Source organism: Kosakonia sp. SOY2 (assembly GCF_027109175.1).
Classification (GTDB): domain Bacteria; phylum Pseudomonadota; class Gammaproteobacteria; order Enterobacterales; family Enterobacteriaceae; genus Kosakonia.
Map to the genome: position 1 here is coordinate 780,770 of NZ_JAPVXH010000001.1, position 24,756 is coordinate 805,525.

The window sequence follows — 24,756 nt, forward strand, 5'->3', positions numbered from 1 at the left end:
TTAAGCCGGCGTTTTTTATGGGCGCAACTAAAGAGAAAATGACGTGAATTACCAGATGATAACGACGAACGATGCGCTGGCAGCAGTATGTGAAGCCGCCCGCGCATTTCCAGCGATTGCCCTGGACACCGAGTTTGTCCGCACCCGCACCTATTATCCGCAACTGGGGTTGATCCAGTTGTATGACGGTGAACATGTGGCGCTGATTGATCCGCTGACCATCACCGACTGGACGCCGTTTCGCGATTTGCTCATCAACACCGCCGTGACCAAATATTTGCATGCGGGAAGTGAAGATCTGGAAGTGTTCCTCAATACGTTTGGCGTACAGCCACAGCCGATGATTGACACGCAGATCCTCGCCGCGTTCTGCGGCCGCCCGCTGTCGTGGGGCTTTGCAGCGATGGTGGAAGAGTTTACCGGGCTGGTGATTGATAAGAGCGAATCCCGTACTGACTGGCTGGCGCGTCCGCTGACCGAACGCCAGTGCGATTACGCCGCCGCCGATGTGTGGTACCTGCTGCCTATCGCCGGTAAATTGCTGGCGGAAACCGATCAGGCGGGAAGACTGGATGCCGCGCTGGATGAGTGCCGCCTGATGATGCAACGCCGCCAGGAAGTGTTAGCCCCGGAAGAGGCGTGGCGCGAGATTACCAACGCATGGCAATTACGTACGCGCCAGCTTGCCTGTCTGCGCTTACTTGCCGACTGGCGGCTGCGCAAAGCGCGTGAGCGCGATTTAGCCGTCAACTTTGTGGTGCGTGAAGAGAACCTGTGGGCCGTGGCGCGTTATATGCCTGGCAGTATGGGCGAACTGGACAGTATTGGTCTTTCCGGGAGCGAAATCCGCTTCCATGGCAAAACGCTGCTGGCGCTGGTTGCGCAGGCGCAGGCATTGCCGGAAGAGGCGCTGCCAGAGCCGCTGCTTAATCTGATGGATATGCCGGGTTATCGTAAAGCGTTCAAAGCTATCAAAGCGCTGGTGCAGACCATCAGCGAGAGTCAGGGTATTAGCGCTGAGCTACTGGCATCACGCCGGCAGATTAATCAATTACTCAACTGGCACTGGAAATTGAAACCGCAAAATTCGTTGCCGGAATTAATTAGCGGCTGGCGTGGGGAATTGATGGCCGATCAGCTGAAAATATTACTTGCGGAATACCCGCGTTAAATACTGTAAATAAATACAGCTTATTTGCGGAAATAAAATAAAAAAGGCAGAAAATATTCTGCCTTTTTTTATCCCGGTACTTGGGAAATCTATTTTGTCTCTTCGGTTTCCGGTAGGGTGACGTTCAGTTCCAGAATGGAAATATCATCCCCTTTTTGCTCCAGTTGCACCGACACCATTTCCGGATCGATTTGCACGTATTTGCAGATCACTTCCAGAATGTCCCGCTTCAATTGCGGTAAATAATGCGGTTCAGCATCGCTGCGGCGGCGTTCAGCAACAATTATCTGCAGACGCTCTTTCGCAATGCTAGCGGTGTTCTTTTTTCTGGAGAGAAAAAAGTCGAGTAATGCCATAACTTATCCTCCGAACAGGCGTTTGAGGAAACCTTTCTTCTCTTCTTCAATGAAGCGGAAAGGACGATCTTCTCCCAGCAGACGTTCCACGGCATCGGCATAAGCTTTGCCGGCGTCAGCATTGGTATCCAAAATAACCGGCTCACCCTGGTTCGACGCACGTAACACCGACTGATCTTCCGGGATCACGCCAATCAGTTTGATACGCAGGATTTCCAGTACATCTTCCATACTGAGCATGTCACCACGGTTTACGCGACCCGGGTTATAACGGGTGAGCAGCAGGTGCTCTTTAATCGGCTCTTCGCCATTTTCCGCGCGGCGGGATTTCGACGCCAGAATACCGAGAATTCGGTCAGAGTCGCGCACGGAAGAGACTTCCGGGTTGGTGGTAATAATCGCTTCATCAGCGAAGTAGAGCGCCATCAATGCGCCTGTCTCAATGCCTGCCGGGGAGTCGCAGACGATAAAATCGAAGTCCATTTTCTTCAGGTCTTCCAGCACCTTATCGACGCCTTCGCGAGTCAGGGCGTCTTTATCACGCGTTTGCGATGCCGGGAGAATGTAGAGGTTCTCAGTGCGTTTATCTTTGATTAACGCCTGATTGAGTGTGGCATCGCCCTGAATAACGTTAACGAAATCATAAACCACGCGGCGCTCGCAGCCCATAATCAGGTCGAGGTTACGCAGGCCGATATCGAAGTCGATAACGACGGTCTTTTTGCCCTTCTGGGCTAAACCAGTAGCGATGGCCGCGCTGGAGGTGGTCTTGCCAACGCCCCCTTTACCCGAAGTAACAACAATAATGCGTGCCATAGGAGTTCCTTGTTAAAAGGGCTTAATTTAAGGGTTGAATTGTCAAAGCGTCGTTGGCCAACTGCAAACGCGCCGCTTTGCCATAAAATTCGGCCGGGATTTGATCGCTCAGCCAGTATTCCCCCGCAATGGAGACCAGCTCCGGCGTGAGATGAGAACAGAATATTTGGGCGTCTTTATCGCCACTGGCGCCTGCCAGCGCCCGGCCGCGCATCATGCCATAGACATGAATATTGCCATCGGCGATGAGTTCTGCGCCCGCGCTGACGTGGCTGGTCACAATCAAATCACAATTTGGCGCATAAATGCGCTGGCCAGAACGCACCGGCGCGTCAATTAAGCGTGTTTTTGTGATCGGCGCCGCAACCGGCGTCGGTTCCGGTGCGCACTCGTTACGCGCTGCTTTCTCTTTTCCTTCCGTCAGCAGCGGAAGACCGGCGCGTTCAACTTCAGCCTTCAGTTCTGGATCTTTGCAACCGCTAATGCCAACCACATGTAAATCTGTCGTGGTAATAGCCTGCAACAGCGCGGGCCAGTTAACAGCGCCTTCCAGCGCGGAAACATTGACAACAATAGGAGCGTGCAGCAAAAAAGCGGGAGCCTGAGCGATTTTGTCTTCTAACGCCTGACGTATAACCTCGGGTTTTGCATCATGCAAGTGAACCACTGATAAGGTAAAACTACTGCCTTTTAGCTCGATGGGCGTATTTGACATCCTGACCTTACTCATTTTGCTATTATCACCCGCATCTTGAGTGATATTCCGAAGACTATCAGGCATGTTATAGTCACTATTATTTTCAGGCAAGTAACCTCCCGATAATTCCGAGTAAAAGTATGTTTTGTGTGATCTACCGAAGTGCCCGACGCGATCAGACTTATCTGTACGTCGAAAAAAGAGACGATTTTTCCCGCGTGCCGGAAGCATTAATGCAAAGTTTCGGTCAGCCTCAGTTGGCAATGATTCTGCCGCTCGATGGCCGTAAAAAATTGGTCGGCGCAGATTTAGAAAAAGTAAAAGAGGCGTTAATTTCGCAGGGCTATTATTTGCAACTTCCTCCGCCGCAGGAAAATTTATTGAAGCAGCATCTCGCCGCTCAGGGTAAAGAATAATCCTACGGCAATAACGGCGGATCGCTCCGCCGTTTCTTAATTATGGCTATTGTATCGCCGTAACATATTGGCATTTGACAAACCGCCGGGTGGCGCGGATAGTCATTTTTCGCTCATGTTCAATGTGTTACCGGAGGTCGTACACCATGTATCAACATCATAACTGGCAGGGCGCTCTGCTGGATTTCCCGGTGAGTAAAGTGGTTTGCGTTGGCAGCAACTATGCGAAACATATTCAAGAGATGGGGAGCGCTACCCCGGAAGAGCCGGTACTGTTTATTAAGCCCGAAACGGCGTTGTGCGATCTTCGCCAGCCGCTGGCGTTGCCGCAGGATTTTGGGTCGGTTCACCATGAAGTTGAGCTGGCGGTGCTGATTGGTGCAACGCTGCGTCAGGCGACGGAAGATCATGTGAAAAAAGCGATTGCCGGTTATGGTGTCGCGCTTGATCTGACGCTGCGCGATCTGCAAGGCAAAATGAAAAAAGCCGGGCAGCCATGGGAAAAAGCGAAAGGGTTTGATAATTCCTGCCCCATTTCAGGGTTTATCCCGGCGGCGGAATTCCAGAGCGATCCGCAAAACACCACGCTTGGGCTGAAAATCAACGGCGAAGTGCGCCAGCAAGGTAACACGGCGGATATGATCCATAAAATTATTCCGCTGATTGCCTATATGAGCCGCTTCTTTACCTTAAAAGCCGGCGATGTCATTCTGACCGGCACGCCAGAAGGGGTAGGGCCATTGAACAGTGGTGATGAGCTGGAAGTGAGTTTCGACGGGCTTTCGTTGACGACTCGCGTCCTTTAAAGCAGTTTGCCGCCTTTCCTGGCGGCAAAACTTGCATCCGCATGCCAGACTGGTTATAAGGTGCACCCTGGATTTCAACGGCGGATTTCATCATGAGCGACACTCTTTTCTGGCAAAGCAAAACCCTTGAGCAAATGACGGACGCGGAGTGGGAGTCGCTGTGCGATGGCTGCGGGCAGTGCTGCCTGCATAAGTTAATGGATGAAGACACTGACGAAATCTATTTCACCAACGTTGCCTGTCGCCAGCTAAACATAAAAACCTGCCAGTGCCGCAACTACGAACGCCGCTTCGAGTATGAGCCGGACTGCATCAAGCTGACCCGTGAAAATCTTCCCACTTTCGAATGGCTGCCGCCAAGCTGCGCTTATCGCCTGCTGGCGGAAGGAAAGGCGTTGCCGCTGTGGCACCCTTTGCGTACAGGCTCGAAAGCCGCCATGCATGCCGAGCGTATTTCGGTGCGCCACATTGCGGTGAAAGAGTCAGAAGTCCGCGACTGGCAGGAGCATATCCTTAACAAACCTGAGTGGGCGGATTGATGCGTTGATATGAAAGGGGTTTTTAATTACTAATTTTGTGCCTGGGGCATCTGCGGGATACTTCCTCCAAAGTTCGCGTTCAAAATATCCATTTAATTTGACCTGCCCCCATTATTAAACACAATAATCAGTTAGTAATGTCGGTTGATTTGCTCCCGTATTCTCCGTTTCGCCATCCCGCTGCAAACTCTGAAGGGGGCTGATAATTCAACGAAGAATGAGGCCGACATTCGTTATAGTCCTGCCGCCATGCGCTTATAATTGCTTTTGCATGAACAACATCATGGAACCAGTGCTCATTCAGGCATTCATCGCGAAAACGACCATTAAAACCCTCGATAAAGCCATTCTGTGTCGGCTTGCCCGGCTGAATAAGCCGCAGCTCAACATTATGTTCAAAGGCCCACTGCTCCAGCGCACGGCAGGTAAACTCAGGCCCCTGATCTGTTCTTATCGTCGCCGGATAGCCACGAAACAGCGCAACGCTGTCCAGAATGCGTGATACCTGAACGCCTGTAATCCCGAAAGCAACGCTGAGCGTCAGACATTCCTTCGTGAAATCATCAACGCAGGTCAGGCATTTAATCCGGCGACCACTGGCCAGCGCATCCATGACAAAATCCATTGACCACGTCAGGTTGGGACCTGCCGGACGCAACAGCGGAAGCCGCTCAGTTGCCAGCCCCTTACGGCGCCGTCTGCGTTTTACGCCCAGGCCATTGAGATGATAAATGCGGTAGACCCGTTTGTGGTTAACGCAAAGGCCTTCACGACGCAGAAGCTGCCAGATACGCCGGTAACCGAAGCGTCGGCGTTCCATTGCCAGTTCGGTGATACGTGCAGACAGATACGCATCAGTAGCCGGGCGGTGCGCATCATAACGGCAGGTCGACAGGGACAAACCTGTCAGCCTGCAGGCACGCCGTTGCGACAGACCTATCGCTTTGCACATCACTGTCACGGCTTCCCGCTTCTGGTCTGTCGTCAGTACTTTCGGCCCAGAGCCACCTGTAGTGCCTCTTTATCCAGCATGGCTTCGGCGAGCAACTTCTTGAGGCGGGCGTTCTCTTCTTCAAGTGACTTAAGCCTTTTTACTTCAGGTACTTCCATGCCACCAAACTTCTTACGCCACGTATAAAACGTGGCGTCGGAGATGGCGTACTTATGGCAAAGTTCACGGGCGGAAACACCCGCCCCGGCTTCGCGAAGAATATTGATGATCTGTTCGTCGGAAAAACGCTTCTTCATGGGGTTGTCCTCATGTTGCTGATGAAGACATTACTAACATCGTCGTGTGTTAATCAATGGGGGGCAGGTCACTCATCAACCATTATTACGTCACATGGGCTAGGTTGAGGCTGCAGATCAGATCGACAAAGGCATGAGCGACCCGATTATCGCGCACATGTGACCCAGTTTCTGGGGTAAATAAGAACAGGGCCCGGTTGGTTCCCGCTTTTTATGGTTATATACCAGCCTAATTAAAAATAAGAATCCGCTATATGGTTGAGGCAATAAATACTATTTACTCTAACAATGTGTGCTTACTTTAGAGGTATAAAGATCATGTTTAAACGTCGCACTCTTAATGCTGCACTTGCGGCGGTGATTTCGTTGGCCGTATTTTCCGCGCCTGTATTCGCAAATCCGGGAAACGGAAATGGTAATGGAAACGGCGGCGGTCATGGCAACAGTAACGGCAATCATGGCAATAGCGGTAACCATGCTAATAAAAGTAATAACCCTTCTTCCGATGACCAAATTAACCGTAAAAACTATGGAAAGCCGGACCATGTTGAGTCAGATATTAGTGCCTCGCGTGCCCGTTCCCTGGCAGTCAATTACGGCCTGACCGGCTATCAGTCTCTCCCGCCGGGGATTGCGAAAAATCTTGCCCGTGGCAAACCTTTGCCTCCGGGGATTGCGAAAAAAGCAGTACCGGCCTCCATGCTTGGCCAACTGCCTTACTATCCGGGTTATGAGTGGCGCATTGTCGGAGATGATCTGGTTCTGGTCGCGCTGAGCACCGCTATTGTTACCGCGATCATCAATGGTGTTTTTAATTAATACAGCTCACGTTTTACCCACAAAGCCTCGCAACCTGCGGGGCTTTTTTATACGCCGGAAAAAGAAAGATGCGAATTCTGTGAATACTTAACAAGTCCTTCTCAGCGTTGGCGTTTTTCAGACGAAAAGGCAAGGATTGAAAATTGCCTTCCGCTGCTCAATGAGCTCTACGCTTAGGGTGATGACAGACGAGTAGAATATTTTTTTGACTTAAGGTAAATCCAGGCTGGCGGAATATAATTGCCGGTCGCTATTTGTTAAATTGTTCCCTTTTATAAAATAAGCCTTACAAAGGAAGATAATGAAAATTAACGCCGGATATGCGGTGCTATTGGTAACGTCATTATTACTCCCGGGTTGCACAAAAACCGGTTCTGCAACGCAGCGCGCAGGGGTGAACGATAAGGTCGATAACATGTTTGCCGGGTATAAAGGGACACAGGTAACCGCGGCGGAAAGCGATATCAACCGCTATGCAGGGCAGATCAAATCGGCGACTGAAAGCCACCTTTTTGAGGGGGATCGTTACGCCGGGAAATCATGTACGCTGCAAATCAGTCTTGCTGAGAATGGCGCTTTAGAAGATGCGCGGCCGATAAGCGGCGATTTAGCGCTTTGCCGCGCGGCTATTATCGCTGTCACGCAAGCGAGACTCCCGAAACCACCTTCACCCGCGGCGTATGCGGCCTCAAAAAATGCGACGCTGGAATTCAAACTGTAATGGGGAATACAGGAGGCATAGATAAGCGACTCGCTTTTTCACTATTGCCTGCCGGTGCAGGGGGGAGAAAATTACTCCTGCACCAGCCACATGTCCGACTCTTCAAACATCTCTTCGAGCATACGGTTGAGCTTTTCACGATCGCTTTTGCTGGCGTCGCTGTTCAGGCCATTGGCCTGCATCGGTTTTACGCGCACGTCGGCATCAGGAAAGATACGGTGCACACGTTTAGTCAGTTCTTCGAGGATAATCTCTTTAGCGCCGGGTAAACCCGCAACATTACGCTTGTCATAAACCAGTTCAACAAACACAAGGCAGCCCTTTTCACTGTTTTTTCGTACAGCACTTATACTGGATGAAAAGCCAGTATTCAAGCAAAGAATCCTTTTGCGTTTAACGAGGGGGCGATCTTTGGGCAGTGATGGAAGGCGTTGCACAAAAAAATCCCACACGATGCGGGATGCTCAGGCGAGTTTAATAGACGCTCTTTTCCTTTATAAAATGCTCACCGTTTATCTCATGCTGGAACGAATCCCGTCACAAGCCTGATAGATCTTTGGGATGGTCTAAAGCGCACTATTTTTAGCGATCGGGTTCATGTCGGGCATGGCGGCATTAACATTGAGCACCTGACTATATTTCATTACCAGACCGGTGATAAAGACATATACCCGCTTAATAATGAAGACGAGCATTAACGTAGTTAATTTAACTTAAAACCTGCTTTCGCCAGGCACATTGAGCAATTATCGGCAGCGCTAATCTACGCTTCAACCGCATTTTGTGCGTACTCCTGTGCGCCGCGGCGGCGGTGTGATACTGTTGTATCTATAAGTTTTATGTATTGTTTTACAGGAGTTGTTGTGTTTGCCGAATATGGAGTTCTTAGTTACTGGTCCTATTTTATCGGTGCTATTTTCATCATTTTATTGCCGGGGCCGAATACCTTTTTTGTATTGAAAACCAGTGTTGCCCATGGATTACGAAATGGCTACGTTGCAGCGAGTGCCGTGTTTATTGGTGATGCGGTCCTGATGTTTCTGGCCTATGCAGGCGTTGCCACGTTGATTAAAACCACGCCGGTATTATTCAACATCGTTCGCTATCTTGGGGCGTTTTATCTGCTCTACCTTGGCGTCAAAATGTTGTACACCACGCTCAAACGCGGCGCGAAAGAAGAGGGCGACCATGACGTGCATAAAGGCGATATCTTCAAGCGGGCGCTGATATTAAGCCTGACGAATCCGAAAGCGATTTTGTTTTATGTCTCCTTCTTTGTGCAATTTATCGACATTTCTTTTGCAAGACCTGGGATGTCATTCTTTATTCTCGCCAGTACGCTGGAGTTGATCAGTTTCTGCTATTTCAGTTTCCTGATCGTTTCCGGTTCGTATCTCACACAGTGGGTAAAAACCAGGAAAAAGCTCACCCGGTTGGGTAACTCACTGCTGGGGCTGGTTTTTGTTGGTTTTGCCGCACGCCTGGCGATGCTGCAATCCTGAACCTGAGGCAATAGAGATGCGTTTCTACATCGCGGCTTACCGAAATGCTTTTCGCCGTAGCCATACATTGAGCGGAAAACAACTGGCCACATTTCTGCTTTATAGCGTTGTGGTTTTTGCGCTGTTGATGGGGTTGTATCTGCTGGCATGGCAAGTGGTGATTTATACGCCGGTGATAAATTATTTAACCGCGCCGGGCGTGATGCAATTTTCAGTTTATGCCATTCATTTTTTCCAGCTCATTGTCTTGGTACCCGTGGCTATCCACCTTTTGAAAATGGTGGTCGCTTATCTTTGTCGCAAATAATTATTCCAGTGCAATAACCTGATTGCTGAAAAAACCACGTCCGAAGACGTGGTTTTGACGGGTTCACTGCGTTAATTCAGGCATACGATCCATTACAAATCTCAATACTTTTTCTCCATCCATCGACGCGAAAGGGTAACTTTCAATAATGGCAATGGGGGCTTCTTCAGCTATGTGATTTTTGAGTTCACCAAGTTTGTACTGAATGTGCGGCGCAACTAAAAAACAGTCAAAAGCAGGGGCGACGCTGGCGAAGTTATCCACGCCGACAGCGCTGACGAGCAGGGGATAACCATGTTCATTAGCCGCTTTTTGCATCTTTTTGGCCAGTGATGTGGCGGTATTGCCAAAAAGACAACATATTAATAGTTTTTTCATAGGTGCCTCCTCTGGTAGTTGCGACCACACTATGCCCGTCGTTGGCGAGAAAATGAGCGCAATATCCAGGTTTACACCACCTAATACGAAAGTTTATGCAGGCATAATTCAAAGCAGTTTATTCATGTTATAGCCAGTAATCTGGTAACCATTCGCTTCATACACTTTTCTGGCATGTTCGTTTTCGGCCGCCACGCGAAGTTTAATTTGCCGAATCCCCGCCGCGCGAAGATTTGACTCCAGAGATTGCATTGCCTGGCTTCCCAAACCTTTGCCGCGAAAGGCAGGACGCAGGTAAAAATCATAAATAAAAGCGGATTTATCGATAAAGTCGGCTCTGTACCATAGCGATCCCACAATCCGGGTCATGCCGTTGTCGACAAGCGTAATCGTTGTCAATGAATGGCCGGGCGTTTTCTGCGCCTCCGGCAAACTGATTTCAATTTCTCGCCTGGCTTGTTCTGTCGCCTCATCCTGGGATAAACGGTAATTTGCTGCAATTTCTGTAGCATAATCAGGGATAAAATAAGCAATAAAATCAGTGAATTCAGCCGCTGACATGGGACGTAACCGAATCATTTTAGACCTCACTGTATTCTCCGGGCGTTTTCGCCCGGAGCCCGCTTTGCAAAGGGTTACCGAAACACCGATATCGCTTCCGCCAGGCGAATGGCCTGCTGGTTCAGGCGACCGGTTGCTTCCGCCCCTTCTTGTACTCGTTGTGCATTCTGGTGGGTGATCTTATCCAGATCTTCCACTGCCAGGCTGGCTTCACTCAACGCCGTTGCCTGCTCGGCGGTTGCCGCGCTGATCTGTGCTATCAGCGAGGTCACATTTTGCACTTGCTCAACGATCTCCTTCATGGTTTTTCCCGCGTCGTCCGCCAGTTGGCTGCCGGAATTAACATGCGTCACGCTATTCTCAATCAACGCTTTGATTTCGCTGGCGGCTCGCGCACTACGCTGCGCCAGACTGCGTACCTCTCCTGCGACAACGGCAAAACCTTTACCTTGTTCACCCGCTCGCGCCGCCTCAACTGCCGCGTTCAGCGCCAGAATGTTGGTCTGGAAGGCGATGCTGTCGATAATACTGGTGATACTGGCGATTTGCCGTGAGCTTTCTGCAATCGCCGTCATCATTTCTATCATCTGGTGCATTACCTGGCCACCTTGCCGTGCGGCATCGCGCGTACCTTGTGACAAGGCGGTGACTTCGGCGGCGGTTTCCCGGTTACTTTTTACCGTGGCGGTTAATTCGTTCATCGTCGCGGCCGTTTGCTCAACGTTCGCCGCCGCCTGTTCTGTCTGGCGGCTCAGGTCATCATTGCCTTGTCTCAGAGACTCCGAGGCTTTCAGCACGGTCATCGCCTGGCCGCTGACATCGTTGACCAGCCAGCGAAACATCAGGCCGAGCTGGCTTATCGCGCGCAATGTCATACCGACTTCATCTACCCGATTGGGTTGATCGACTTGATGTGCTTCGCCACTCGCCACCTGTAAAGCCTGGCGGTACAAGCGCTCAATCGGGCGGACAATTTGCAGCTCCAGCCAGATATTGATAAACAGCAGCAGGAGCGTCATAAAACTGGCGAAACTGACCAGTTGACCGGGCGTCAGATCGTGACCCCAGGCAGCGGCAAGGCTGAATAGCAACGCGATGATCAACGCCGAACGTAACCGCCAGCGCAGAGGCATGGTGACAAACAGGGAGCGCCAGCGCATCAGGCCCGTGCGGATAATTAACCCTTTATGGAAACGCCGGCCGTTCGCCTGGCCTTCACGAAACTGGCGATAAACCTCTTCGGCGGCAGTAACTTCTTCTGCCGCTGGTCGGGTACGCACCGACATGTAACCCTTCACTTTTCCCTGGCGAATCACCGGAATCGCGTTAGCGCGCACCCAGTAATGATCGCCATTACTGCGGCGGTTTTTTACCAGTGCTGTCCAGGGTTCTCCCTGTTTCAATGTCGACCACATATCGGCAAACGCCTGCTTTGGCATATCCGGATGGCGCACCAGATTGTGCGGCTGGCCTTTGATCTCCTCCAGTGAGAAGCCGCTGACATCAATAAATGCATCATTGGCATAATTGATGTAACTGTCCGGATCGGTGGTGGACATTAACGTTGCATCATTATCGAAAACGTACTCTTGCTGTGTAACGGGCTCATTGTTGCGCATAGTGAGTATTCTCGGGAAAAAGGAAGGGCGTGGGATATTGCTAAATTCTTATATCTATTTACGGCATGGTTCACTCTGAGCTTTATATTTTTTGACGCACTTCTGATAACCGTAAAACAAAAAGAGGTTTTGCGCCATAAACATAGCCATACAAAATAAAAGTGCTTTAATTATGGTTAGATTGAAAAAACATTATATATCTGAATTTTTTATCGCCTGGTCAGAAAGGCCGTTTGTGAACATGCCAGATAGTTAGTGTGCTGACGAATATTTAAGATAAGGCACATAAATAAATAGCTGAATCGTTCTCTGGCTCACTAAATACAGCAATGAGCATTTCCGCTGCGTACGGATTCAGCTAATCTGAAATGAACAACAACGAAAGGATTGTTCATATGAAAGGTAATGTCGTTCATCACGAACACCGCATTGGGTTTATTGTTATCCGCGATGAGAACGGCGAGTTCGCTGTCGCGGAGCTACTGGGGAGCTACGATGTCGAAAGGGGCGATGTCGTGTCCGGCGAGCTGCAGACCAGCGGCGGCGGAACGTTATTCAATGAGACGCAGGATGAGTCGATGGATGTTTTTATGAAGGGGTACGGGCTATCGGAACAGGATGCGATAAGCTATATCCTGCGTACGCATTAAACCGCAACAGCGAGCGTGGCTCGCCTCTGCCGGGCGAGCTGACGCAACCCTTCACTTTTTTCCGGACCGGGCATTTTTCCACCGGGAAAGCCGTTTTTCCGTGGTCATGCAGAACCTTAAGTTAAATTTCCTCTCTCTTGACTGAGAACAGGCAAGGGCAGTTGCAGACGATTCTGCAAGACAATTATCCGACTCTGCGTAATGCTAATGTCAGATTAACGCATTATCTTTTTTCTCATACTTTAGCCGTTTTTATGTTTTTACCTTTCAGGTATTTAAAGTTAATGAGCTTAGGATAGATGATGAATACGATCCCGCATAAGATCCACCAGGTCTACACCCGGGGGATGGCAGCGCTACCGGCAGAGGTGCATGCCTCCATCGACAGTCTCAGGCAATTAAATCCCGACTGGGAATATTATTTTTACGACGAGAAAAAAATGCTGGCCTATCTGCATGAGCATTATGGTCAGGAGATGCTGGCATTATATGAAAAAATAAATCCGCAGTATGGCGCTGCGCGCGCGGATTTTTTTCGCTATTTATTGATGTATCGTGAAGGTGGCGTTTATTTAGATATCAAAAGCTCTTGCACTGTTCCGTTTAGCGAAGTTATTCCGCCAGATTGCGAAATATTATTATGTAACTGGGATAATAAACCGCAGGGTTGCGATAATAATATGGGCAAACATGAAGAACTCGCTTTTCTGAAAAATGGCGAGTACCAGCAATGGAATATTATTGTCGCTCCGGCTTCACCTTATATTAAAGCTGTTATTGATGAGGTCGTTGAGCGGCTTAAACGCTATAAGCCGTGGCGCTATGGTGTCGGAATGCGGGGGGTGTTAAATACCACCGGGCCAATTCCGTTTACGCTGGGTATAGAAAAAGTGCGTAAGTGTGAGCGTTTTCGTCAGCGGGAAAATCACCGTGACGTGGGGCTGGTCTATCGCAACGTCAGTAAAAAAGTCATTAAGCAATTTAATGCAAGCCACTACAGCAAATTACGAACGCCTGTTGTTACGTTGACCGGAGCGGATCATTTCTATTATTTACTCTGGCGCGCTTTTGTTTTTCCGTTCTGGCGTTTGAAGAAAAATACGATTAATGAGAGCAGGAAGGTGCTGAGCAAGCTGAAGTCGCGTTGTACCTGAAGGGAAGAGAAAAGTAAAAGAAAGATGGCAGTTTCGACATCAAAACTGCCAGCGAAGATTTTTTGAGATTGTTAAAGCGTATATCCATCACTTGCGCACTTTATAACCTGTAGGCATAAAGTGCGCAAACGCAAATTTTTCTGCGGTTGGATTGATAAAATTTATGATCAGCGTATTAATTCATCACTATTGCTGATTGACCAGCCCGGAGCCGTGCCCGGAGCTGGTCATCAGGAGCTATGCCGGGGTGCGCTGCTCATGCAGTTTGAAAATTTGCACCATCTCCAGCAGATTCTCAGCCTGCTGCTGCATCGCGTGCGCGGCGGCTGAAGATTCCTGCGACAGCGTAGCGTTCTGCTGCGTGGCGGCATCCATCTGGGTAATAGCGATGTGTACCTGATCGATGCCCGTACTTTGCTCATTACTGGCCAGCGAAATCGTCTCCACTAACTGGCTGACACGTCCTACGCTTTGCATGATCTCTTCCATGGCGTTACCGGCGTTTTTCACCAGCGTATTGCCTTCATCAATACGACTGACTGAGCGCTGGATCAAATCACTGATCTCTTTCGCCGCTGTCGCGGAACGTTGTGCCAGCGCACGAACTTCAGAGGCGACAACCGCAAAGCCGCGGCCTTCGGTTCCTGCGCGTGCGGCTTCCACGGCAGCGTTCAGCGCCAGGATATTGGTCTGGAAGGCGATACTGTCGATTACGCCAATAATGTTGCTGATTTCGCCGGAGAGCTGATTAATTTCACTCATCGTGGTGACAACTTTTTCCACCACTTCGCCGCCCTGGTTTGCCACACGGGTCGCTTCCCGGGTGATATCGCTGGCAACACGCGAATTCTCGGCGTTGTTTTTTACCACCGAGGTGAGCTCTTCCATCGATGCCGCCGTCTGTTCCAGCGCGCTGGCCTGCGCTTCATTACGCGACGAAAGCTCACGGCTGCCGCTGGCGATTTGCTGCGACGCACCGGCAATCGTTTCGGTGCCGGAACGCACGCCGGTAACGATGCGTGTCAGATTACCGTTCATCTCCTGCAGGGCCTGCATCAGTTCGGCGGTTTCATCGCGTCCGGATACCACGATAGCAGACTGTAAATCACCGGCTGCGACATTGCGGGCAACCGATACCGCCTGTGCCAGCGGGTGAGTGATACTGCGGATCAGCCACCAGGTGATCAGCATACCGACCATCAACGTGAACGCCATTACCAGCATGAGCATCAGGCGTGTCTGCTGGTAATGCTCATGATTACTCGCGTCGGTCTGCGCACGGATAAGCTCCGCTTGTTTCAGCGTGCTGGCGACCATCTCATCAATCATTCGTGTCGGTTCACGATCGATTCCTGTCACCAGATGATCGACGCGTTGGGCGCTGGTGGCATCCTGAACACTGTATTGCTGCAGCGCAGCCAGATAATGGCTTTCCAGTTCAGCATGTAAATTGATGGTCTTGATGGCCTCGGTATTGGGCAGCCCAATTTGCGGCAGCAGTTCGCTGAGCGTTTTCAACAGCGCCTGCGTTTTCTGGCTCTGTTCGACAAAGGCGTTTTTATACTTGTCGAACGCTTGTTGTCCCTGCGTGCCGCGCAGCAGGGTGTTTTTCCACTCCTGCACCTGAATCTTAAACTGCACCTGCGCGTTGCGGGCCGTGTCGATACTCTCCGCAACCACCTTCTCCGTGGCCATGATCTGTTGGTTTTGTACTAATCCGCTGGCGTTAATCGACAACCCGCGAATACCCATAAACAGCGTTGCCAGTAAAAGAATGGCCGCCAGGAAACCGAGCCGTTGCCCGATAGTGAGATGGTTGAGTTTCATCAATCGATACTTCCCATAGTCAGTGAGGCGCAAAAAAGAGCGCACACCAGCAATATCGACGGGTTTAAGCACAGCTTTAATGAGGGAAGGGCAGTAAACACGCAGAATTTGAGTTAACTACTTGAAGCGGAATGTGATCGGTTTTTTATGACATTTTCGTGACAAAGCCTGACTGTTGGGAAATACAACAGTCAGGCTAATTTATCGGCATTACGAACCGTACAAATGTTGCTGCTGCGGCTCTGTCGCCATCTTCGATAATAAGCGGAACGGTTTGTTATCCGCGAGCCAGGCCGGGATCTCCTCGGGTGATAGCGGACGTGAGAAAAGATAGCCCTGCGCTTCATCGCAGCCGTATTCGGCAAGCATTCGCGCGGTTTCCAGATCTTCAATCCCTTCCGCCAGCACCACATAATGCAACTCTTTGAGCATCATAATGACGTTGCGGGCGATAATCCGGCTGCCGGTGTCAGTGGTGACCTGGCTTACCAGCGAACGGTCGAGCTTAATCACATCGATGGGAATGCGGCGTAAATAACTGATATTGCTGTATCCTGCGCCAAAGTCATCCAGCAAAATGGTAAAGCCAAGCAATTTTAAACGATCAAGTTCTTCCAGTGCCGGATCGCTTTCCAGCACTTTCTCAGTCTCCAGGCATTCAATACGGACATCCGAGGTGAACAGCCCGGCGGCCAGCACGTTCTGTTCCAGTTCATCGGCAAATCCGGGGCGCGAAAAATCACTGACCGTGACGTTAATGGACACCGGCAGCAGAATACCTTGCTGTTTCCACTGTTTAAGCTGAGAAATCACAGACTTAATCACCCACTGCGTCAAGTCCGTCATCAGCGTGGTTTTTTCCGCCAGCGCCACAATCACTGCCGGTGAGATCTGTCCCAGTTCCGGGTGCTTCCAGCGTAACAGCGCTTCCACGCCTTCGGTTTTGCCAGAACGCAGCGAAATCTTAGGTTGAAAAACGAGGTAGAGCTGATCGGTGGCTTTGATTGCCTCGCTGAGATCGTAGAGCAGCTTAAAATCTTTATTCCGCTTGTGATCGAGAATCGGATTGAACTGCAACACCCGGATCTTTTCGCGGATTGATTCATGCAGCGCGCTGATGCCCTGGCGTACAATCTCCTGCACGTTATCGTCCTGCGGCGAAAATTTTACATAGCCTGCGTGGATCGTCAGATTGATATCGATGTCGCCGGTGATTTTCGCTTTTATTCCAGGCAATTTTTCCGCCCGTTTTGCCAGCGTCAGCGCATAGTCCATATCGACCAGCACAGCGTAGCGCCCGGTGGTGAAAGCATACAGCGTGGTCTCTTCTTTCAGCTTTAAGCGCAAGCGCAGCAGTGGCCCGAAACTGCGCAGCATCTTCTCCAGCGCTTCCACGCCCAGGTAACGGGATAATTCATACGCGCGCGGCATATCAATACAGTCAAAAATCATCAGGGCGTAGCTGCCGCTCGTTTTTTCCAGCGTCAGTCGCTCCATCTCTTTCACCAGAAACTGACGATTCGGTAAACCGGTGAGGGCATCGATTAACCCAATGGTATAGCAGGATTCAAGATAAACGGTGGCGAGCGCGGCGACGCGGTGGAAATTGGTTATCTGGCGTGATGTCGGCGTATAGATTTCAGGATGACTGACACATAACGTGCCCAGCACCGTGCCGTCTTTATTTATCATTGGTGCCGATGCGTAAAAAAGAATATTGCCGCTTTTTACCAAAGGTTGATGATTAAATCGTTCATCGAGCCGGGTATCGGAACTAATAACGGTCTGGCAACCGTGCAGCGAATATTGGCACATGGTCTGTTCGATACGAATTTTGACGTGCTCAATCGGGATATTCTTAACATATTTGATATATTGATATTCGTCGTCGAATGTTGTGATAAAACATCCTTCGACGCCCATCACTTCACATGCCAGACGCGCAAACTCGGCTAGTGCTGCATCGCGGGATTTATCTTCCTTACTCAGCAGCTCCAGTGCGGCAAGCCGTTTGCTTTCGCTTTTTTTGAGACCAGTGAACATAGCGAGCTCCTGCCCAAATCAATGAGACGGTGGTGTTCTGTTCAGATGACTCCATCATGCGCTTAGGCTTACCGCTTAATAAAAATCCTGACGCGCAATTACCACCAACCGAATTGGGTTCCGGCCACAGCAATAACCGCCACGACGAGCATAATGATGGTTGTCTTTCTCACGAAAACTCCTTTGCTGGCGATAATCGCCAGAAATCAATTGTATAAGAAATAGAAGAAAATGAGATTTTTCTCAAGCCTGTATATCACAGAGATATGCTTAATCGAGACGAATAAAAGGTTTTTTTTCTTTATTCTTCTTCACGTGATACATCGCTTCATCCGCCGCTTGTAACGCACCCTCGGCATCGGTCAATTTCGGGTTGATTTCGATGACGCCCACGCTGGCGCCCGGGTAGAAAATTCGTTTTTCCCCGAGCTGATATTCGCCGGTAATGCGTTTGTCGAGGCTCTTTTTCAGCGACGTTAAATGGATACCTTCCGCCTGCTTCAGCGGCCCGCCCAGGCAGGCGAGTAAAAACTCATCACCGCCAAGACGCCCGACGATATCGTCTTTACCGCGATCCGTCGCCAGCCGTTTACCCACTTCAATAAGAAACTGATCGCCAGCCTCATGTCCCAACTGGTCATTGATGCCTTTGAAATTATCGAGATCGATAAAAGCGATAATCACGTGCATTTCCAGATGGCGGGCGAGGGAAAATAGCGCTGCGAGATTTTCGAAGATAGCGCGCCGGTTGGGTAGCCCGGTCAGCGCATCGGTATAGGAGTAGGCGATCAGCGCCGCGTTAGCTTCGCGCAACTGATCAACGAGACTCTCTTTTTCAATGAATTGCGCAATCAGCCTGGCAAACAGTCGCAGGACCTGTTTACCACGCATGCTCAGTGATTTTCTGGCATGGCTGGCAGCGCATAACGTGCCATAAAGCGAACCGTCGGCCAGATGCACCGGGGTACTTAAATAGGTGGTGATGCCCAGCGCCTGCGCCGCTTCGCAATCTTTCCAGCGGTTGGCTACGTCATTGCTGAACGGGCAGCCATCATCCAGTGCGCGTTTGCACAGGCTATCGCCCCACGGCAGGGAGAACCCTTCCGGGATATCAAGCTGTTTACTGTTGCGGGAATAGACAATGTGCTGCAGGCGGGGGTTGTCACTAATTTTCGTTAAGTACGTCGATTCCATATCTGTCACCATTTCCAGCATTTCCAGAAACTGGCGAACTAACCCTTCAAGCGAGTGTTCTTTTGACAGCGTTTCAGAGACACGGGCGAGAATGAAATCGGACATGACTTTTTTACTCCTGTGCCCTGGTGATATGGACATTAAAGCTGAAGATTTTATGGCGCGTCATTAAATCATGAAAAAAACATGATTTACATATCGTAGCGGGATGGCATTAAAAAGTTGCAGGCGAGAACGAAAAAAAGCCCCGTTGATGAAGCGGGGCAAAAACTCATTGATTACGGAATGATGTTCTCTGGTCATGGGTGAGAACGAGGCTAACTATACCCGCTGAAAGTGCAGTAAGAATGGAGAAATCATGGAGATATCGCTGTTGCATGGCTATGCTGGAAAGCGGTTTACAGGCGATTTAAGGAAAAAAAGATGCGTTATTGGTTACTGGCGTTACCTGTTGTTCTCGCGGCGTGTTCTGCCACACAGCCTGAATCTCCCCGCCCCCCACAAATCGGTATGGCTAACCCGGCGGCGGTTTATTGCCAGCAGCGGGGCGGCGAGCGCGTGCCGGTGCAAAGCCCGCAGGGCGTACGCACGGAGTGCAAATTGCCGGGCGGCGAAGTGATCGATGAATGGGCGCTGTGGCGGCGCGATCACCCGTAATCGCACCACGTGACAATCGCCGGGTCGCCAGGGTACACTTCTCTCTAAGAATTATCCTATTTTCAGCTGGCGCGGGAGCGCATGAGAGAAGCATGTTCCAGTTACGTCCGGGCAGCCCGGCTTTAATTATCGGTGCCCAAACCGCCAATGGCCGCAGCAATATTGGCAAATCCGTTGAGCTTTTTGGGCTGTGTCAGCCCGGCGAGCGTTTTCTTAATCCGGTGAACGGCGTGGTAACAGAAATGCCACGTAATGCCGCGCGTGCGCTGTGGCTGGTCACCGGCGATGTGACCGCTTTTGATGGTCAGCATGGCTTCGCGTTTGTGCGCGCCGAACATCTGATGCCGCTGCAGCCGGACAGCGAACCTCAGGATGTGCGCGAGCGCGTTATCGGTTAAGCCAGCGAGCGCAACCACTGAGCCAGCACCAGCGCGTGGTTCTGCTCACTGTTTTTTGCCGCGTATAACAGCGTCACGGTACCTTTTTTCCCGCGTGCCGCCAGCGTTTTTCCTGCCTCTTCCTGCGCGGCAAGTTCCTGACGGTAGCTTTCACTGAACGCGGCGAAATCAATGGCTTCGCCGTGAAACGCTTTGCGCAGTTCTGTTGATGGTGCCAGCGTTTTATTCCATTCATCGCAGGCCAAATCCGTTTTCCTGATGCCGCGCGGCCAGAGCCTGTCGACTAACACCCGATAGCCGTCGTCATCGGCGGCGGGATCATATACCCGTTTGCACTGGATCATTGTGACCTCTCCATCTCTTCAATCCACGCCACCAACGCCGGTAATTGCCGATCAGAAAAGACGCGAATGCCGTGTTCTTCCAGTAGCGCGGCCGCTACGCCCATACCTTGCCGACGCGTGCCGCTAAAGGTTCCATTATAGATAAACTGGCTGCCGCAGGTGGGGCTGCCATCGGTGAGCAGGGCTGCGCGACATCCCGCGTTCTGCGCAGCCTGCAGCGCCAGCCAGGCGGCTAACTGATAGTGTGCGGTAACGTCCCGCCCATCGTTTTCGACAATCCGCGCCTGTTCACGCATCACGTCTGCGCCGTGGCCGGCGATAATTTCCGCCGGTCTTCGCGGCACGGGTAAACCGGCGGCCAGTTCCGGACAGTGGATCACCAGACGATCTTCCTGCTGCCAGCGTCGTAGCGCCTCATGTAGCGCCGCTTTAGCACTGCCGTTGTAACGCACGTTGAAACCCATCAGGCACGCGCTGACAAGAATTTTAGTTTGGTGCATCTCATTTGCCCTAATGCCTTGCCGGAAAACTATTTTTTCATAATTTTGCATGATATATGCCTGCTGATTTTAAGGTGTTGTGATTACATTAAAAGACAGCTAATGTGATATTCCTTATGTTATTCGTTATCCGCTCCGGCATAAGGACACTTTCATGCATCACATTCCTCCGAAAAAAACATTACGCATCGCATTGGTCGGCGATTACAGCCACGATGTTGTTGCACATCAGGCGATCCCACTGGCGATTGATGATGCCGCTGCCGTGCTGGAAATCACTGCGGATTACGACTGGTTACCCACCAGCGAAATCAACAGCGATGAAGATCTGGTTGGCTATGACGCCATCTGGGTTGTACCGGGAAGCCCCTATAAAAACGCCAATGGCGCGTTTATCGCCATTAAATACGCACGTGAAAACGCGGTGCCGTTCCTCGGGACGTGCGGCGGCTTCCAGCATGCGGTCATTGAATATGCCCGCAATGTACTGGGCTGGGCAGATGCGGCGCACGCCGAAACGGAAAACGTCGGCCGGATGGTGATCACGCCGCTGACCTGTGCGCTGGTGGACCAAAACGGTGCTATCGAACTGCGACCTAACACGTTAATTGCCCGCGCTTACGGCCGTGAACTGATTGAAGAAGCCTACCGGTGTAGCTTTGGCGTAGCAGAAGAGTTTGCCCGTGAACTGGAAAGCGGCGATCTGCGGGTTACCGGTTGGGATGAAGACGGAGAGATCCGTGCCGTGGAGCTGGTGACGCACCCGTTTTTTGTCGCTACCTTGTTCCAGCATGAACGCGCGGCGCTCGCCGGGCGTCCGGTACCGCTGGTTCAGGCGATGCTGCGCGCGGCATGTGAATAAAAAAACAGGCCTTCGGGCCTGTTTTTTTTCTACCTCTGAACCACCTCCGGAAGCGGTGGTGAGTGGCTGGCACGCCTTACGCCATTTCGCGATCGCGCCCGGCGAATGCCCCGCAAACCGCCATAACCACCGATAACACAGCACAGGCCAGCAGCGGAAGATGCCAGTCGCCGCTGGCATCATGAATTTTCCCCATCAGCGGCGGCCCGCAAGCCGCCAGCAGATAACCGACCGATTGCGCCATACCGGAAAGCGCGGCCGCCTGGTGAGCGGAGCTGGCACGCAGACCGATAAACGTTAACCCGAGGATCATCGTCGCGCCGGAGCCAAAGCCAAAAACAAGGGTCCAGAGCGTGGCATGTTCCGGAACCAGCCACAATCCCAGTGAACCGACAGCACACAGCAGCGCGACCACGACAGCGATACCGCGCTGATCTTTCAGCCGGTGCAGAACCAGCGGCACCAGCAGACCCGGCATTGCTGTCGCCAGTTGCAGAATGCCATGTACTGATCCCGCCTGCGCTTCACTGAAGCCGTGCGCTATCAGAATCGACGGCAGCCAGCCAATGACGATGTAATAGATTAATGAGTTGATCCCTAAAAACAGTGTGACCTGCCAGGCAAGCCAGGAGCGCCAGATCCTGCGACTATGCAGCGCGCCGGCGTTACTGAGTGCCGCAGGTGCGCCGTGGCGCAGCCGGGGGAGCCACAGCAACAGCGCCAGTAATGGAAAGATCATCAGCATCAATAATGCGCCATGCCAGCCTGCACCGTATTGCGCCAGCGGCACAACGACCGACGAGCCGAGCGCCGCCGCTGCGCCCATAGTGAGTGAGTAAGCGCCTGTCAGTTTCGCCACATGTTGGGCGAAGTCGCGTTTTATTATCCCCGGCAGCAGCACGTTGCCGAGTGCGATCCCGCAGCCGATGATCGCTGTACCCGTAAACAGCAGCAGTGCTGAGGGCAGGGAACGAAGGGCGATACCAAGGCAAATCAGCACCATCGCCGCGAACAGGCTGCGTTCCATGCCGAAACGGCGCGCCACACCCGCCGCCAGTGGCGATATCAAGGCAAAAGCCAGCAGTGGCAGGGTGGTGAGCATGCCGGTTTGCGCGGTGGTTAACCCATATTCCGCGCGAATCGCATCCAGCAGCGGCGCTGCGCCAGTAAAGGTGACGCGCAGCGTGGTGGCAATCATCAGGATCCCGGCAATCAGCAGCACGCTTTGCTTACCGCGGGAGGGGAGGCTGTTAGTCATTGTCTTCTCTGAAAAAATAACAGGCCGCTACGATAACGTTTTTTTCTCCGGTTTGAATCAAGCTAGAATGACACTTTATCGCTAAAGTCGGACAAATTAATGCACGGACTTGGGCTCGGCGGCTACGATCCGGATAGCCAGCAGGAAATGGCGGTGGCGTTCAGCATCACCGTTGAAGAGAGTGAACAATTGATCCCGGCGCATCACCATCGCAAAGGGCAACTCATTCTGGCGTTGAAAGGCGCGATTACCTGCGAGGTCGAACATGCCCGCTGGATGGTGCCGCCGCATCATGCGATGTGGCTTCCCGGGCAGGTGCTGCACAGTAACCGCGCCACGGCGAATGCGCAGCTCTGTTTCCTGTTTATTGAACCCTGGTCGGTGGTGATGCCGGATCACTGCTGTACGCTCAAAGTTTCGGCACTGGTACGCGAATTGATCCTCACATTAGCCACGCGCACGCCTGCCCAGCGGCGGCAACCCGCCACCCAGCGGCTGGTGCAGGTGCTGTTTGATGAACTGCCGGCACAGCCGCAAATGCACTTACAGCTTCCGGTTTCCGCACACCCGAAGATCCGCCAGATGGTCGACAGCATGGAAAGCAACCCGGCAGACAGGCAGACACTGGCGCAGTGGGCGCAGGTGTTTGCCATGAGTGAGCGCAATCTGGCGCGGCTGGTTGTCAGGGAAACGGGGTTAAGCTTTCGTCGCTGGCGGCACCAGATGCAGCTGATCCTCGCGTTACGGTTATTAATTGACGGCCATCCGGTGCAGCATATTGCGCAGGCGCTCGGGTATGACTCGACGACCGCGTTTATCACCATGTTTAAAAAGGGGCTTGGGCAGACGCCGGGGCGTTACCTGGCGGCGCTCGGCGAAGCGTGACATTTTCTGCTCTCTATTCCGTTGTTTTTATGTGGACTTGGCATGTTTGTTCTGCCAGGACGGGCAAGATAAGCAGTAAGTATGGGAGGTTTGTTTTTAATAACTTTTACGGATAATCAATGCACTTTTTGATATTTGTCTGATGAATAAGGTTGTGTGACCTTAGCGCTGCGTTAACACAATAACAGGGCATAAGGATTAGCATGGCAACCTCATCACATACGAAAAAAACAGGCGCAATCAGCGCCCTGGCGCTGCTTTCAGCGCTCTCTTTTTCCGCGCACGCGGACAAACTGGCGGATATCAAAGCCGCGGGCGTCGTCAAAGTGGCGACCTTTGACGCCAACCCACCGTTCGGCGCTATCGATGCGAAATCCCATGACATCGTGGGTTATGACGTCGATTTTGCTAAAGCGCTGGCAAAAAGCCTCGGCGTAAAACTGCAACTGGTGGCGACGAACCCGGCGAACCGCATTCCGCTGCTGCAATCCGGCAAAGTGGATTTGATCGTTGCGGATATCACCATCACCCCGGAACGCGCGCAGGTGATCGACTTCTCCACGCCGTATTTTGTCACCGGTCAGCAATTCCTCGTACCGACTACTGCGGCCGATAAGCTGGACGCCTACAGCAAAGCGCGCATTGGCGCGGTTAAAGGCACCACTGGCGAGCAGACGCTACACCAGCGTTTCCCGCAATCTCGCGTGCTGGCTTATGACGATATCCCGCTGGCGCTGACCGCGTTGCGTAACGGCAACGTGCAGGCCATCACCCAGGACAGCACCATTCTGGCCGGTTTGCTGGCGGAAGCGCCGGATAAAGCGAAATTCAAAATCCTGCCGGACTTGTTGTCCAAAGAGGAGATCGGTGTCGGTGTGAGTAAAGGCGAAACCGCATTGCTTAACGCGGTGAATACTGAACTGGTCAACCTTGAGAAAAACGGCGAAGCGGCAAAAATCTACGATACCTGGTTTGGTCCGCAAACCAAAACGCCCGCTCCACGCAGCTTTACCATAGAAGCGAAGTAA

Annotated in this window: 30 protein-coding genes; 15 read left to right on the forward strand and 15 right to left on the reverse strand. The window is 51.7% G+C overall.

Annotation, left to right across the window (positions count from 1 at the left end; translation table 11 throughout):
• Positions 1-43 precede the first annotated feature (43 nt).
• The gene (gene rnd, locus O3S68_RS03685; RefSeq protein WP_269230810.1) at positions 44-1,171 is read left to right on the forward strand and encodes a ribonuclease D; all 1,128 of its coding nucleotides are present in this window, start codon (positions 44-46) and stop codon (positions 1,169-1,171) included.
• Positions 1,172-1,260: 89 nt separating this feature from the next.
• Here rnd and minE read toward each other — a convergent pair whose 3' ends face one another.
• From minE to minC, 3 genes are read right to left on the reverse strand one after another with little or no spacing between them, the layout of a single operon-like run.
• On the reverse strand, positions 1,261-1,527 hold the full coding sequence (minE, locus tag O3S68_RS03690; RefSeq protein WP_017456990.1) for a cell division topological specificity factor MinE: 267 nt from the start codon (positions 1,525-1,527) through the stop codon (positions 1,261-1,263).
• 3 nt (positions 1,528-1,530) lie between these two features.
• Entirely contained in the window at positions 1,531-2,343 is an 813-nt protein-coding gene (gene minD / locus O3S68_RS03695; RefSeq protein ID WP_017456991.1) for a septum site-determining protein MinD, read from the reverse strand.
• Positions 2,344-2,365: 22 nt separating this feature from the next.
• Complete coding sequence (gene minC / locus O3S68_RS03700; RefSeq protein ID WP_269231652.1) at positions 2,366-3,058, reverse strand: septum site-determining protein MinC; 693 nt, start codon at positions 3,056-3,058, stop codon at positions 2,366-2,368.
• 122 nt (positions 3,059-3,180) lie between these two features.
• On the opposite strand from minC, the gene O3S68_RS03705 reads away from it, so the two are divergent.
• The 3 genes from O3S68_RS03705 to O3S68_RS03715 all read left to right on the forward strand — a co-directional run bounded on the left by O3S68_RS03705 (position 3,181) and on the right by O3S68_RS03715 (position 4,801).
• Positions 3,181-3,456 carry a YcgL domain-containing protein gene (locus tag O3S68_RS03705; protein WP_045509846.1) on the forward strand — a complete coding sequence of 92 codons (276 nt, stop codon included), beginning with the start codon at positions 3,181-3,183 and terminating at the stop codon, positions 3,454-3,456.
• Between the two features lie 146 nt (positions 3,457-3,602).
• Positions 3,603-4,262: a fumarylacetoacetate hydrolase family protein gene (locus O3S68_RS03710; protein WP_269230811.1), complete on the forward strand. Its 660-nt coding sequence runs from the start codon at positions 3,603-3,605 to the stop codon at positions 4,260-4,262.
• Between the two features lie 92 nt (positions 4,263-4,354).
• Positions 4,355-4,801, forward strand: a complete 447-nt coding sequence (locus O3S68_RS03715; protein WP_269230812.1) for a YcgN family cysteine cluster protein — start codon at positions 4,355-4,357, stop codon at positions 4,799-4,801.
• A gap of 127 nt (positions 4,802-4,928) precedes the next feature.
• On the opposite strand, the gene O3S68_RS03720 is transcribed toward O3S68_RS03715, so the two are convergent.
• Positions 4,929-6,049 (reverse strand): IS3 family transposase gene (locus O3S68_RS03720; RefSeq protein WP_269230813.1). Its coding sequence is split into 2 segments (ribosomal slippage): positions 4,929-5,791 and positions 5,791-6,049, totalling 1,122 coding nucleotides; the frame shifts between segments, so codons are not numbered across the junction.
• A gap of 318 nt (positions 6,050-6,367) precedes the next feature.
• Between O3S68_RS03720 and O3S68_RS03725 the strand changes: the two genes are divergently transcribed.
• Positions 6,368-6,868 (forward strand): anti-virulence regulator CigR family protein, encoded by a 501-nt coding sequence (locus O3S68_RS03725; RefSeq protein WP_269230814.1) that lies wholly within the window; start codon positions 6,368-6,370, stop codon positions 6,866-6,868.
• Positions 6,869-7,169: 301 nt separating this feature from the next.
• On the forward strand, positions 7,170-7,589 hold the full coding sequence (gene tolA / locus O3S68_RS03730; RefSeq protein ID WP_269230815.1) for a cell envelope integrity protein TolA: 420 nt from the start codon (positions 7,170-7,172) through the stop codon (positions 7,587-7,589).
• A gap of 71 nt (positions 7,590-7,660) precedes the next feature.
• Here the strand turns inward: tolA and O3S68_RS03735 are convergent, their stop codons facing one another.
• Positions 7,661-7,900, reverse strand: a complete 240-nt coding sequence (locus O3S68_RS03735; protein WP_020454063.1) for a DinI family protein — start codon at positions 7,898-7,900, stop codon at positions 7,661-7,663.
• 552 nt (positions 7,901-8,452) lie between these two features.
• Between O3S68_RS03735 and leuE the strand changes: the two genes are divergently transcribed.
• Both leuE and O3S68_RS03745 read left to right on the forward strand, forming a co-directional pair.
• Complete coding sequence (gene leuE, locus O3S68_RS03740; RefSeq protein WP_269230816.1) at positions 8,453-9,091, forward strand: leucine efflux protein LeuE; 639 nt, start codon at positions 8,453-8,455, stop codon at positions 9,089-9,091.
• Positions 9,051-9,398, forward strand: a complete 348-nt coding sequence (locus tag O3S68_RS03745) for a hypothetical protein (RefSeq protein WP_269230817.1) — start codon at positions 9,051-9,053, stop codon at positions 9,396-9,398. Before leuE ends, O3S68_RS03745 begins: the two co-directional genes overlap by 41 nt.
• A gap of 63 nt (positions 9,399-9,461) precedes the next feature.
• Here O3S68_RS03745 and O3S68_RS03750 read toward each other — a convergent pair whose 3' ends face one another.
• The 3 genes from O3S68_RS03750 to O3S68_RS03760 form a co-directional block, all read right to left on the reverse strand.
• The gene (locus O3S68_RS03750) at positions 9,462-9,776 is read right to left on the reverse strand and encodes a PTS sugar transporter subunit IIB (RefSeq protein WP_020454059.1); all 315 of its coding nucleotides are present in this window, start codon (positions 9,774-9,776) and stop codon (positions 9,462-9,464) included.
• Between the two features lie 108 nt (positions 9,777-9,884).
• The gene (locus tag O3S68_RS03755; RefSeq protein WP_269230818.1) at positions 9,885-10,355 is read right to left on the reverse strand and encodes a GNAT family N-acetyltransferase; all 471 of its coding nucleotides are present in this window, start codon (positions 10,353-10,355) and stop codon (positions 9,885-9,887) included.
• Positions 10,356-10,411: 56 nt separating this feature from the next.
• Positions 10,412-11,956, reverse strand: coding sequence for a methyl-accepting chemotaxis protein (locus tag O3S68_RS03760; protein WP_160270624.1), 1,545 nt, complete (start codon positions 11,954-11,956; stop codon positions 10,412-10,414).
• Positions 11,957-12,351: 395 nt separating this feature from the next.
• On the opposite strand from O3S68_RS03760, the gene O3S68_RS03765 reads away from it, so the two are divergent.
• Entirely contained in the window at positions 12,352-12,606 is a 255-nt protein-coding gene (locus O3S68_RS03765) for a hypothetical protein (protein ID WP_020454056.1), read from the forward strand.
• A 299-nt stretch (positions 12,607-12,905) separates the two neighbouring features.
• Positions 12,906-13,760 carry a glycosyltransferase family 32 protein gene (locus O3S68_RS03770; RefSeq protein ID WP_269230819.1) on the forward strand — a complete coding sequence of 285 codons (855 nt, stop codon included), beginning with the start codon at positions 12,906-12,908 and terminating at the stop codon, positions 13,758-13,760.
• 237 nt (positions 13,761-13,997) lie between these two features.
• Here the strand turns inward: O3S68_RS03770 and O3S68_RS03775 are convergent, their stop codons facing one another.
• From O3S68_RS03775 to O3S68_RS03785, 4 genes are all read right to left on the reverse strand, one after another.
• Positions 13,998-15,587 carry a methyl-accepting chemotaxis protein gene (locus tag O3S68_RS03775; RefSeq protein ID WP_269230820.1) on the reverse strand — a complete coding sequence of 530 codons (1,590 nt, stop codon included), beginning with the start codon at positions 15,585-15,587 and terminating at the stop codon, positions 13,998-14,000.
• Positions 15,588-15,797: 210 nt separating this feature from the next.
• On the reverse strand, positions 15,798-17,630 hold the full coding sequence (locus O3S68_RS03780) for an EAL domain-containing protein (RefSeq protein ID WP_045511613.1): 1,833 nt from the start codon (positions 17,628-17,630) through the stop codon (positions 15,798-15,800).
• Positions 17,631-17,728: 98 nt separating this feature from the next.
• Positions 17,729-17,782: a hypothetical protein gene (locus O3S68_RS24255; RefSeq protein ID WP_071925284.1), complete on the reverse strand. Its 54-nt coding sequence runs from the start codon at positions 17,780-17,782 to the stop codon at positions 17,729-17,731.
• Positions 17,783-17,900: 118 nt separating this feature from the next.
• On the reverse strand, positions 17,901-18,929 hold the full coding sequence (locus O3S68_RS03785; protein ID WP_045511611.1) for a sensor domain-containing diguanylate cyclase: 1,029 nt from the start codon (positions 18,927-18,929) through the stop codon (positions 17,901-17,903).
• A gap of 318 nt (positions 18,930-19,247) precedes the next feature.
• Between O3S68_RS03785 and O3S68_RS03790 the strand changes: the two genes are divergently transcribed.
• Positions 19,248-19,481: a putative hemolysin gene (locus O3S68_RS03790; protein WP_020454050.1), complete on the forward strand. Its 234-nt coding sequence runs from the start codon at positions 19,248-19,250 to the stop codon at positions 19,479-19,481.
• Positions 19,482-19,573: 92 nt separating this feature from the next.
• Complete coding sequence (locus O3S68_RS03795) at positions 19,574-19,879, forward strand: hypothetical protein (RefSeq protein ID WP_020454049.1); 306 nt, start codon at positions 19,574-19,576, stop codon at positions 19,877-19,879.
• Here O3S68_RS03795 and O3S68_RS03800 read toward each other — a convergent pair.
• Both O3S68_RS03800 and O3S68_RS03805 read right to left on the reverse strand, forming a co-directional pair.
• Entirely contained in the window at positions 19,876-20,223 is a 348-nt protein-coding gene (locus O3S68_RS03800) for a DUF488 domain-containing protein (RefSeq protein WP_020454048.1), read from the reverse strand. The two genes, O3S68_RS03795 and O3S68_RS03800, sit on opposite strands and share 4 nt — an antisense overlap.
• Positions 20,220-20,723 carry a DUF523 domain-containing protein gene (locus tag O3S68_RS03805; protein ID WP_045511650.1) on the reverse strand — a complete coding sequence of 168 codons (504 nt, stop codon included), beginning with the start codon at positions 20,721-20,723 and terminating at the stop codon, positions 20,220-20,222. The genes O3S68_RS03800 and O3S68_RS03805 overlap by 4 nt, the downstream gene beginning before the upstream one ends.
• 154 nt (positions 20,724-20,877) lie before the next feature.
• Here O3S68_RS03805 and O3S68_RS03810 point away from each other — a divergent pair, with 154 nt between their 5' ends.
• Positions 20,878-21,585 (forward strand): CTP synthase C-terminal region-related (seleno)protein, encoded by a 708-nt coding sequence (locus tag O3S68_RS03810; RefSeq protein WP_020454046.1) that lies wholly within the window; start codon positions 20,878-20,880, stop codon positions 21,583-21,585.
• Between the two features lie 76 nt (positions 21,586-21,661).
• Here O3S68_RS03810 and O3S68_RS03815 read toward each other — a convergent pair whose 3' ends face one another.
• The gene (locus O3S68_RS03815) at positions 21,662-22,843 is read right to left on the reverse strand and encodes a CynX/NimT family MFS transporter (RefSeq protein ID WP_269230821.1); all 1,182 of its coding nucleotides are present in this window, start codon (positions 22,841-22,843) and stop codon (positions 21,662-21,664) included.
• Positions 22,844-22,942: 99 nt separating this feature from the next.
• On the opposite strand from O3S68_RS03815, the gene O3S68_RS03820 reads away from it, so the two are divergent.
• A complete protein-coding gene (locus O3S68_RS03820) occupies positions 22,943-23,728 on the forward strand; it encodes an AraC family transcriptional regulator (RefSeq protein WP_020454044.1) in 786 nt (261 codons plus the stop codon).
• Between the two features lie 203 nt (positions 23,729-23,931).
• Positions 23,932-24,756, forward strand: coding sequence for an ABC transporter substrate-binding protein (locus O3S68_RS03825; RefSeq protein WP_269230822.1), 825 nt, complete (start codon positions 23,932-23,934; stop codon positions 24,754-24,756).

Coding starts and splice junctions, on each gene's coding strand:
- O3S68_RS03725 (WP_269230814.1), top strand. CDS start 6,368: ATGTTTAAACGTCGCACTCTTAATGCTGCACTTGCGGCGGTGATTTCG.
- O3S68_RS03810 (WP_020454046.1), top strand. CDS start 20,878: ATGCATCACATTCCTCCGAAAAAAACATTACGCATCGCATTGGTCGGC.
- O3S68_RS03805 (WP_045511650.1), bottom strand. CDS start 20,723: ATGCACCAAACTAAAATTCTTGTCAGCGCGTGCCTGATGGGTTTCAAC.
- minE (WP_017456990.1), bottom strand. CDS start 1,527: ATGGCATTACTCGACTTTTTTCTCTCCAGAAAAAAGAACACCGCTAGC.
- O3S68_RS03820 (WP_020454044.1), top strand. CDS start 22,943: ATGCACGGACTTGGGCTCGGCGGCTACGATCCGGATAGCCAGCAGGAA.
- minC (WP_269231652.1), bottom strand. CDS start 3,058: ATGTCAAATACGCCCATCGAGCTAAAAGGCAGTAGTTTTACCTTATCA.
- O3S68_RS03715 (WP_269230812.1), top strand. CDS start 4,355: ATGAGCGACACTCTTTTCTGGCAAAGCAAAACCCTTGAGCAAATGACG.
- tolA (WP_269230815.1), top strand. CDS start 7,170: ATGAAAATTAACGCCGGATATGCGGTGCTATTGGTAACGTCATTATTA.
- O3S68_RS03750 (WP_020454059.1), bottom strand. CDS start 9,776: ATGAAAAAACTATTAATATGTTGTCTTTTTGGCAATACCGCCACATCA.
- O3S68_RS03800 (WP_020454048.1), bottom strand. CDS start 20,223: ATGATCCAGTGCAAACGGGTATATGATCCCGCCGCCGATGACGACGGC.
- O3S68_RS03755 (WP_269230818.1), bottom strand. CDS start 10,355: ATGATTCGGTTACGTCCCATGTCAGCGGCTGAATTCACTGATTTTATT.
- O3S68_RS03775 (WP_269230820.1), bottom strand. CDS start 15,587: ATGAAACTCAACCATCTCACTATCGGGCAACGGCTCGGTTTCCTGGCG.
- O3S68_RS03710 (WP_269230811.1), top strand. CDS start 3,603: ATGTATCAACATCATAACTGGCAGGGCGCTCTGCTGGATTTCCCGGTG.
- minD (WP_017456991.1), bottom strand. CDS start 2,343: ATGGCACGCATTATTGTTGTTACTTCGGGTAAAGGGGGCGTTGGCAAG.
- O3S68_RS03780 (WP_045511613.1), bottom strand. CDS start 17,630: ATGTTCACTGGTCTCAAAAAAAGCGAAAGCAAACGGCTTGCCGCACTG.
- O3S68_RS03815 (WP_269230821.1), bottom strand. CDS start 22,843: ATGACTAACAGCCTCCCCTCCCGCGGTAAGCAAAGCGTGCTGCTGATT.
- O3S68_RS03790 (WP_020454050.1), top strand. CDS start 19,248: ATGCGTTATTGGTTACTGGCGTTACCTGTTGTTCTCGCGGCGTGTTCT.
- O3S68_RS03795 (WP_020454049.1), top strand. CDS start 19,574: ATGTTCCAGTTACGTCCGGGCAGCCCGGCTTTAATTATCGGTGCCCAA.
- O3S68_RS03770 (WP_269230819.1), top strand. CDS start 12,906: ATGATGAATACGATCCCGCATAAGATCCACCAGGTCTACACCCGGGGG.
- O3S68_RS03765 (WP_020454056.1), top strand. CDS start 12,352: ATGAAAGGTAATGTCGTTCATCACGAACACCGCATTGGGTTTATTGTT.
- O3S68_RS03825 (WP_269230822.1), top strand. CDS start 23,932: ATGGCAACCTCATCACATACGAAAAAAACAGGCGCAATCAGCGCCCTG.
- O3S68_RS03705 (WP_045509846.1), top strand. CDS start 3,181: ATGTTTTGTGTGATCTACCGAAGTGCCCGACGCGATCAGACTTATCTG.
- O3S68_RS03785 (WP_045511611.1), bottom strand. CDS start 18,929: ATGTCCGATTTCATTCTCGCCCGTGTCTCTGAAACGCTGTCAAAAGAA.
- O3S68_RS03760 (WP_160270624.1), bottom strand. CDS start 11,956: ATGCGCAACAATGAGCCCGTTACACAGCAAGAGTACGTTTTCGATAAT.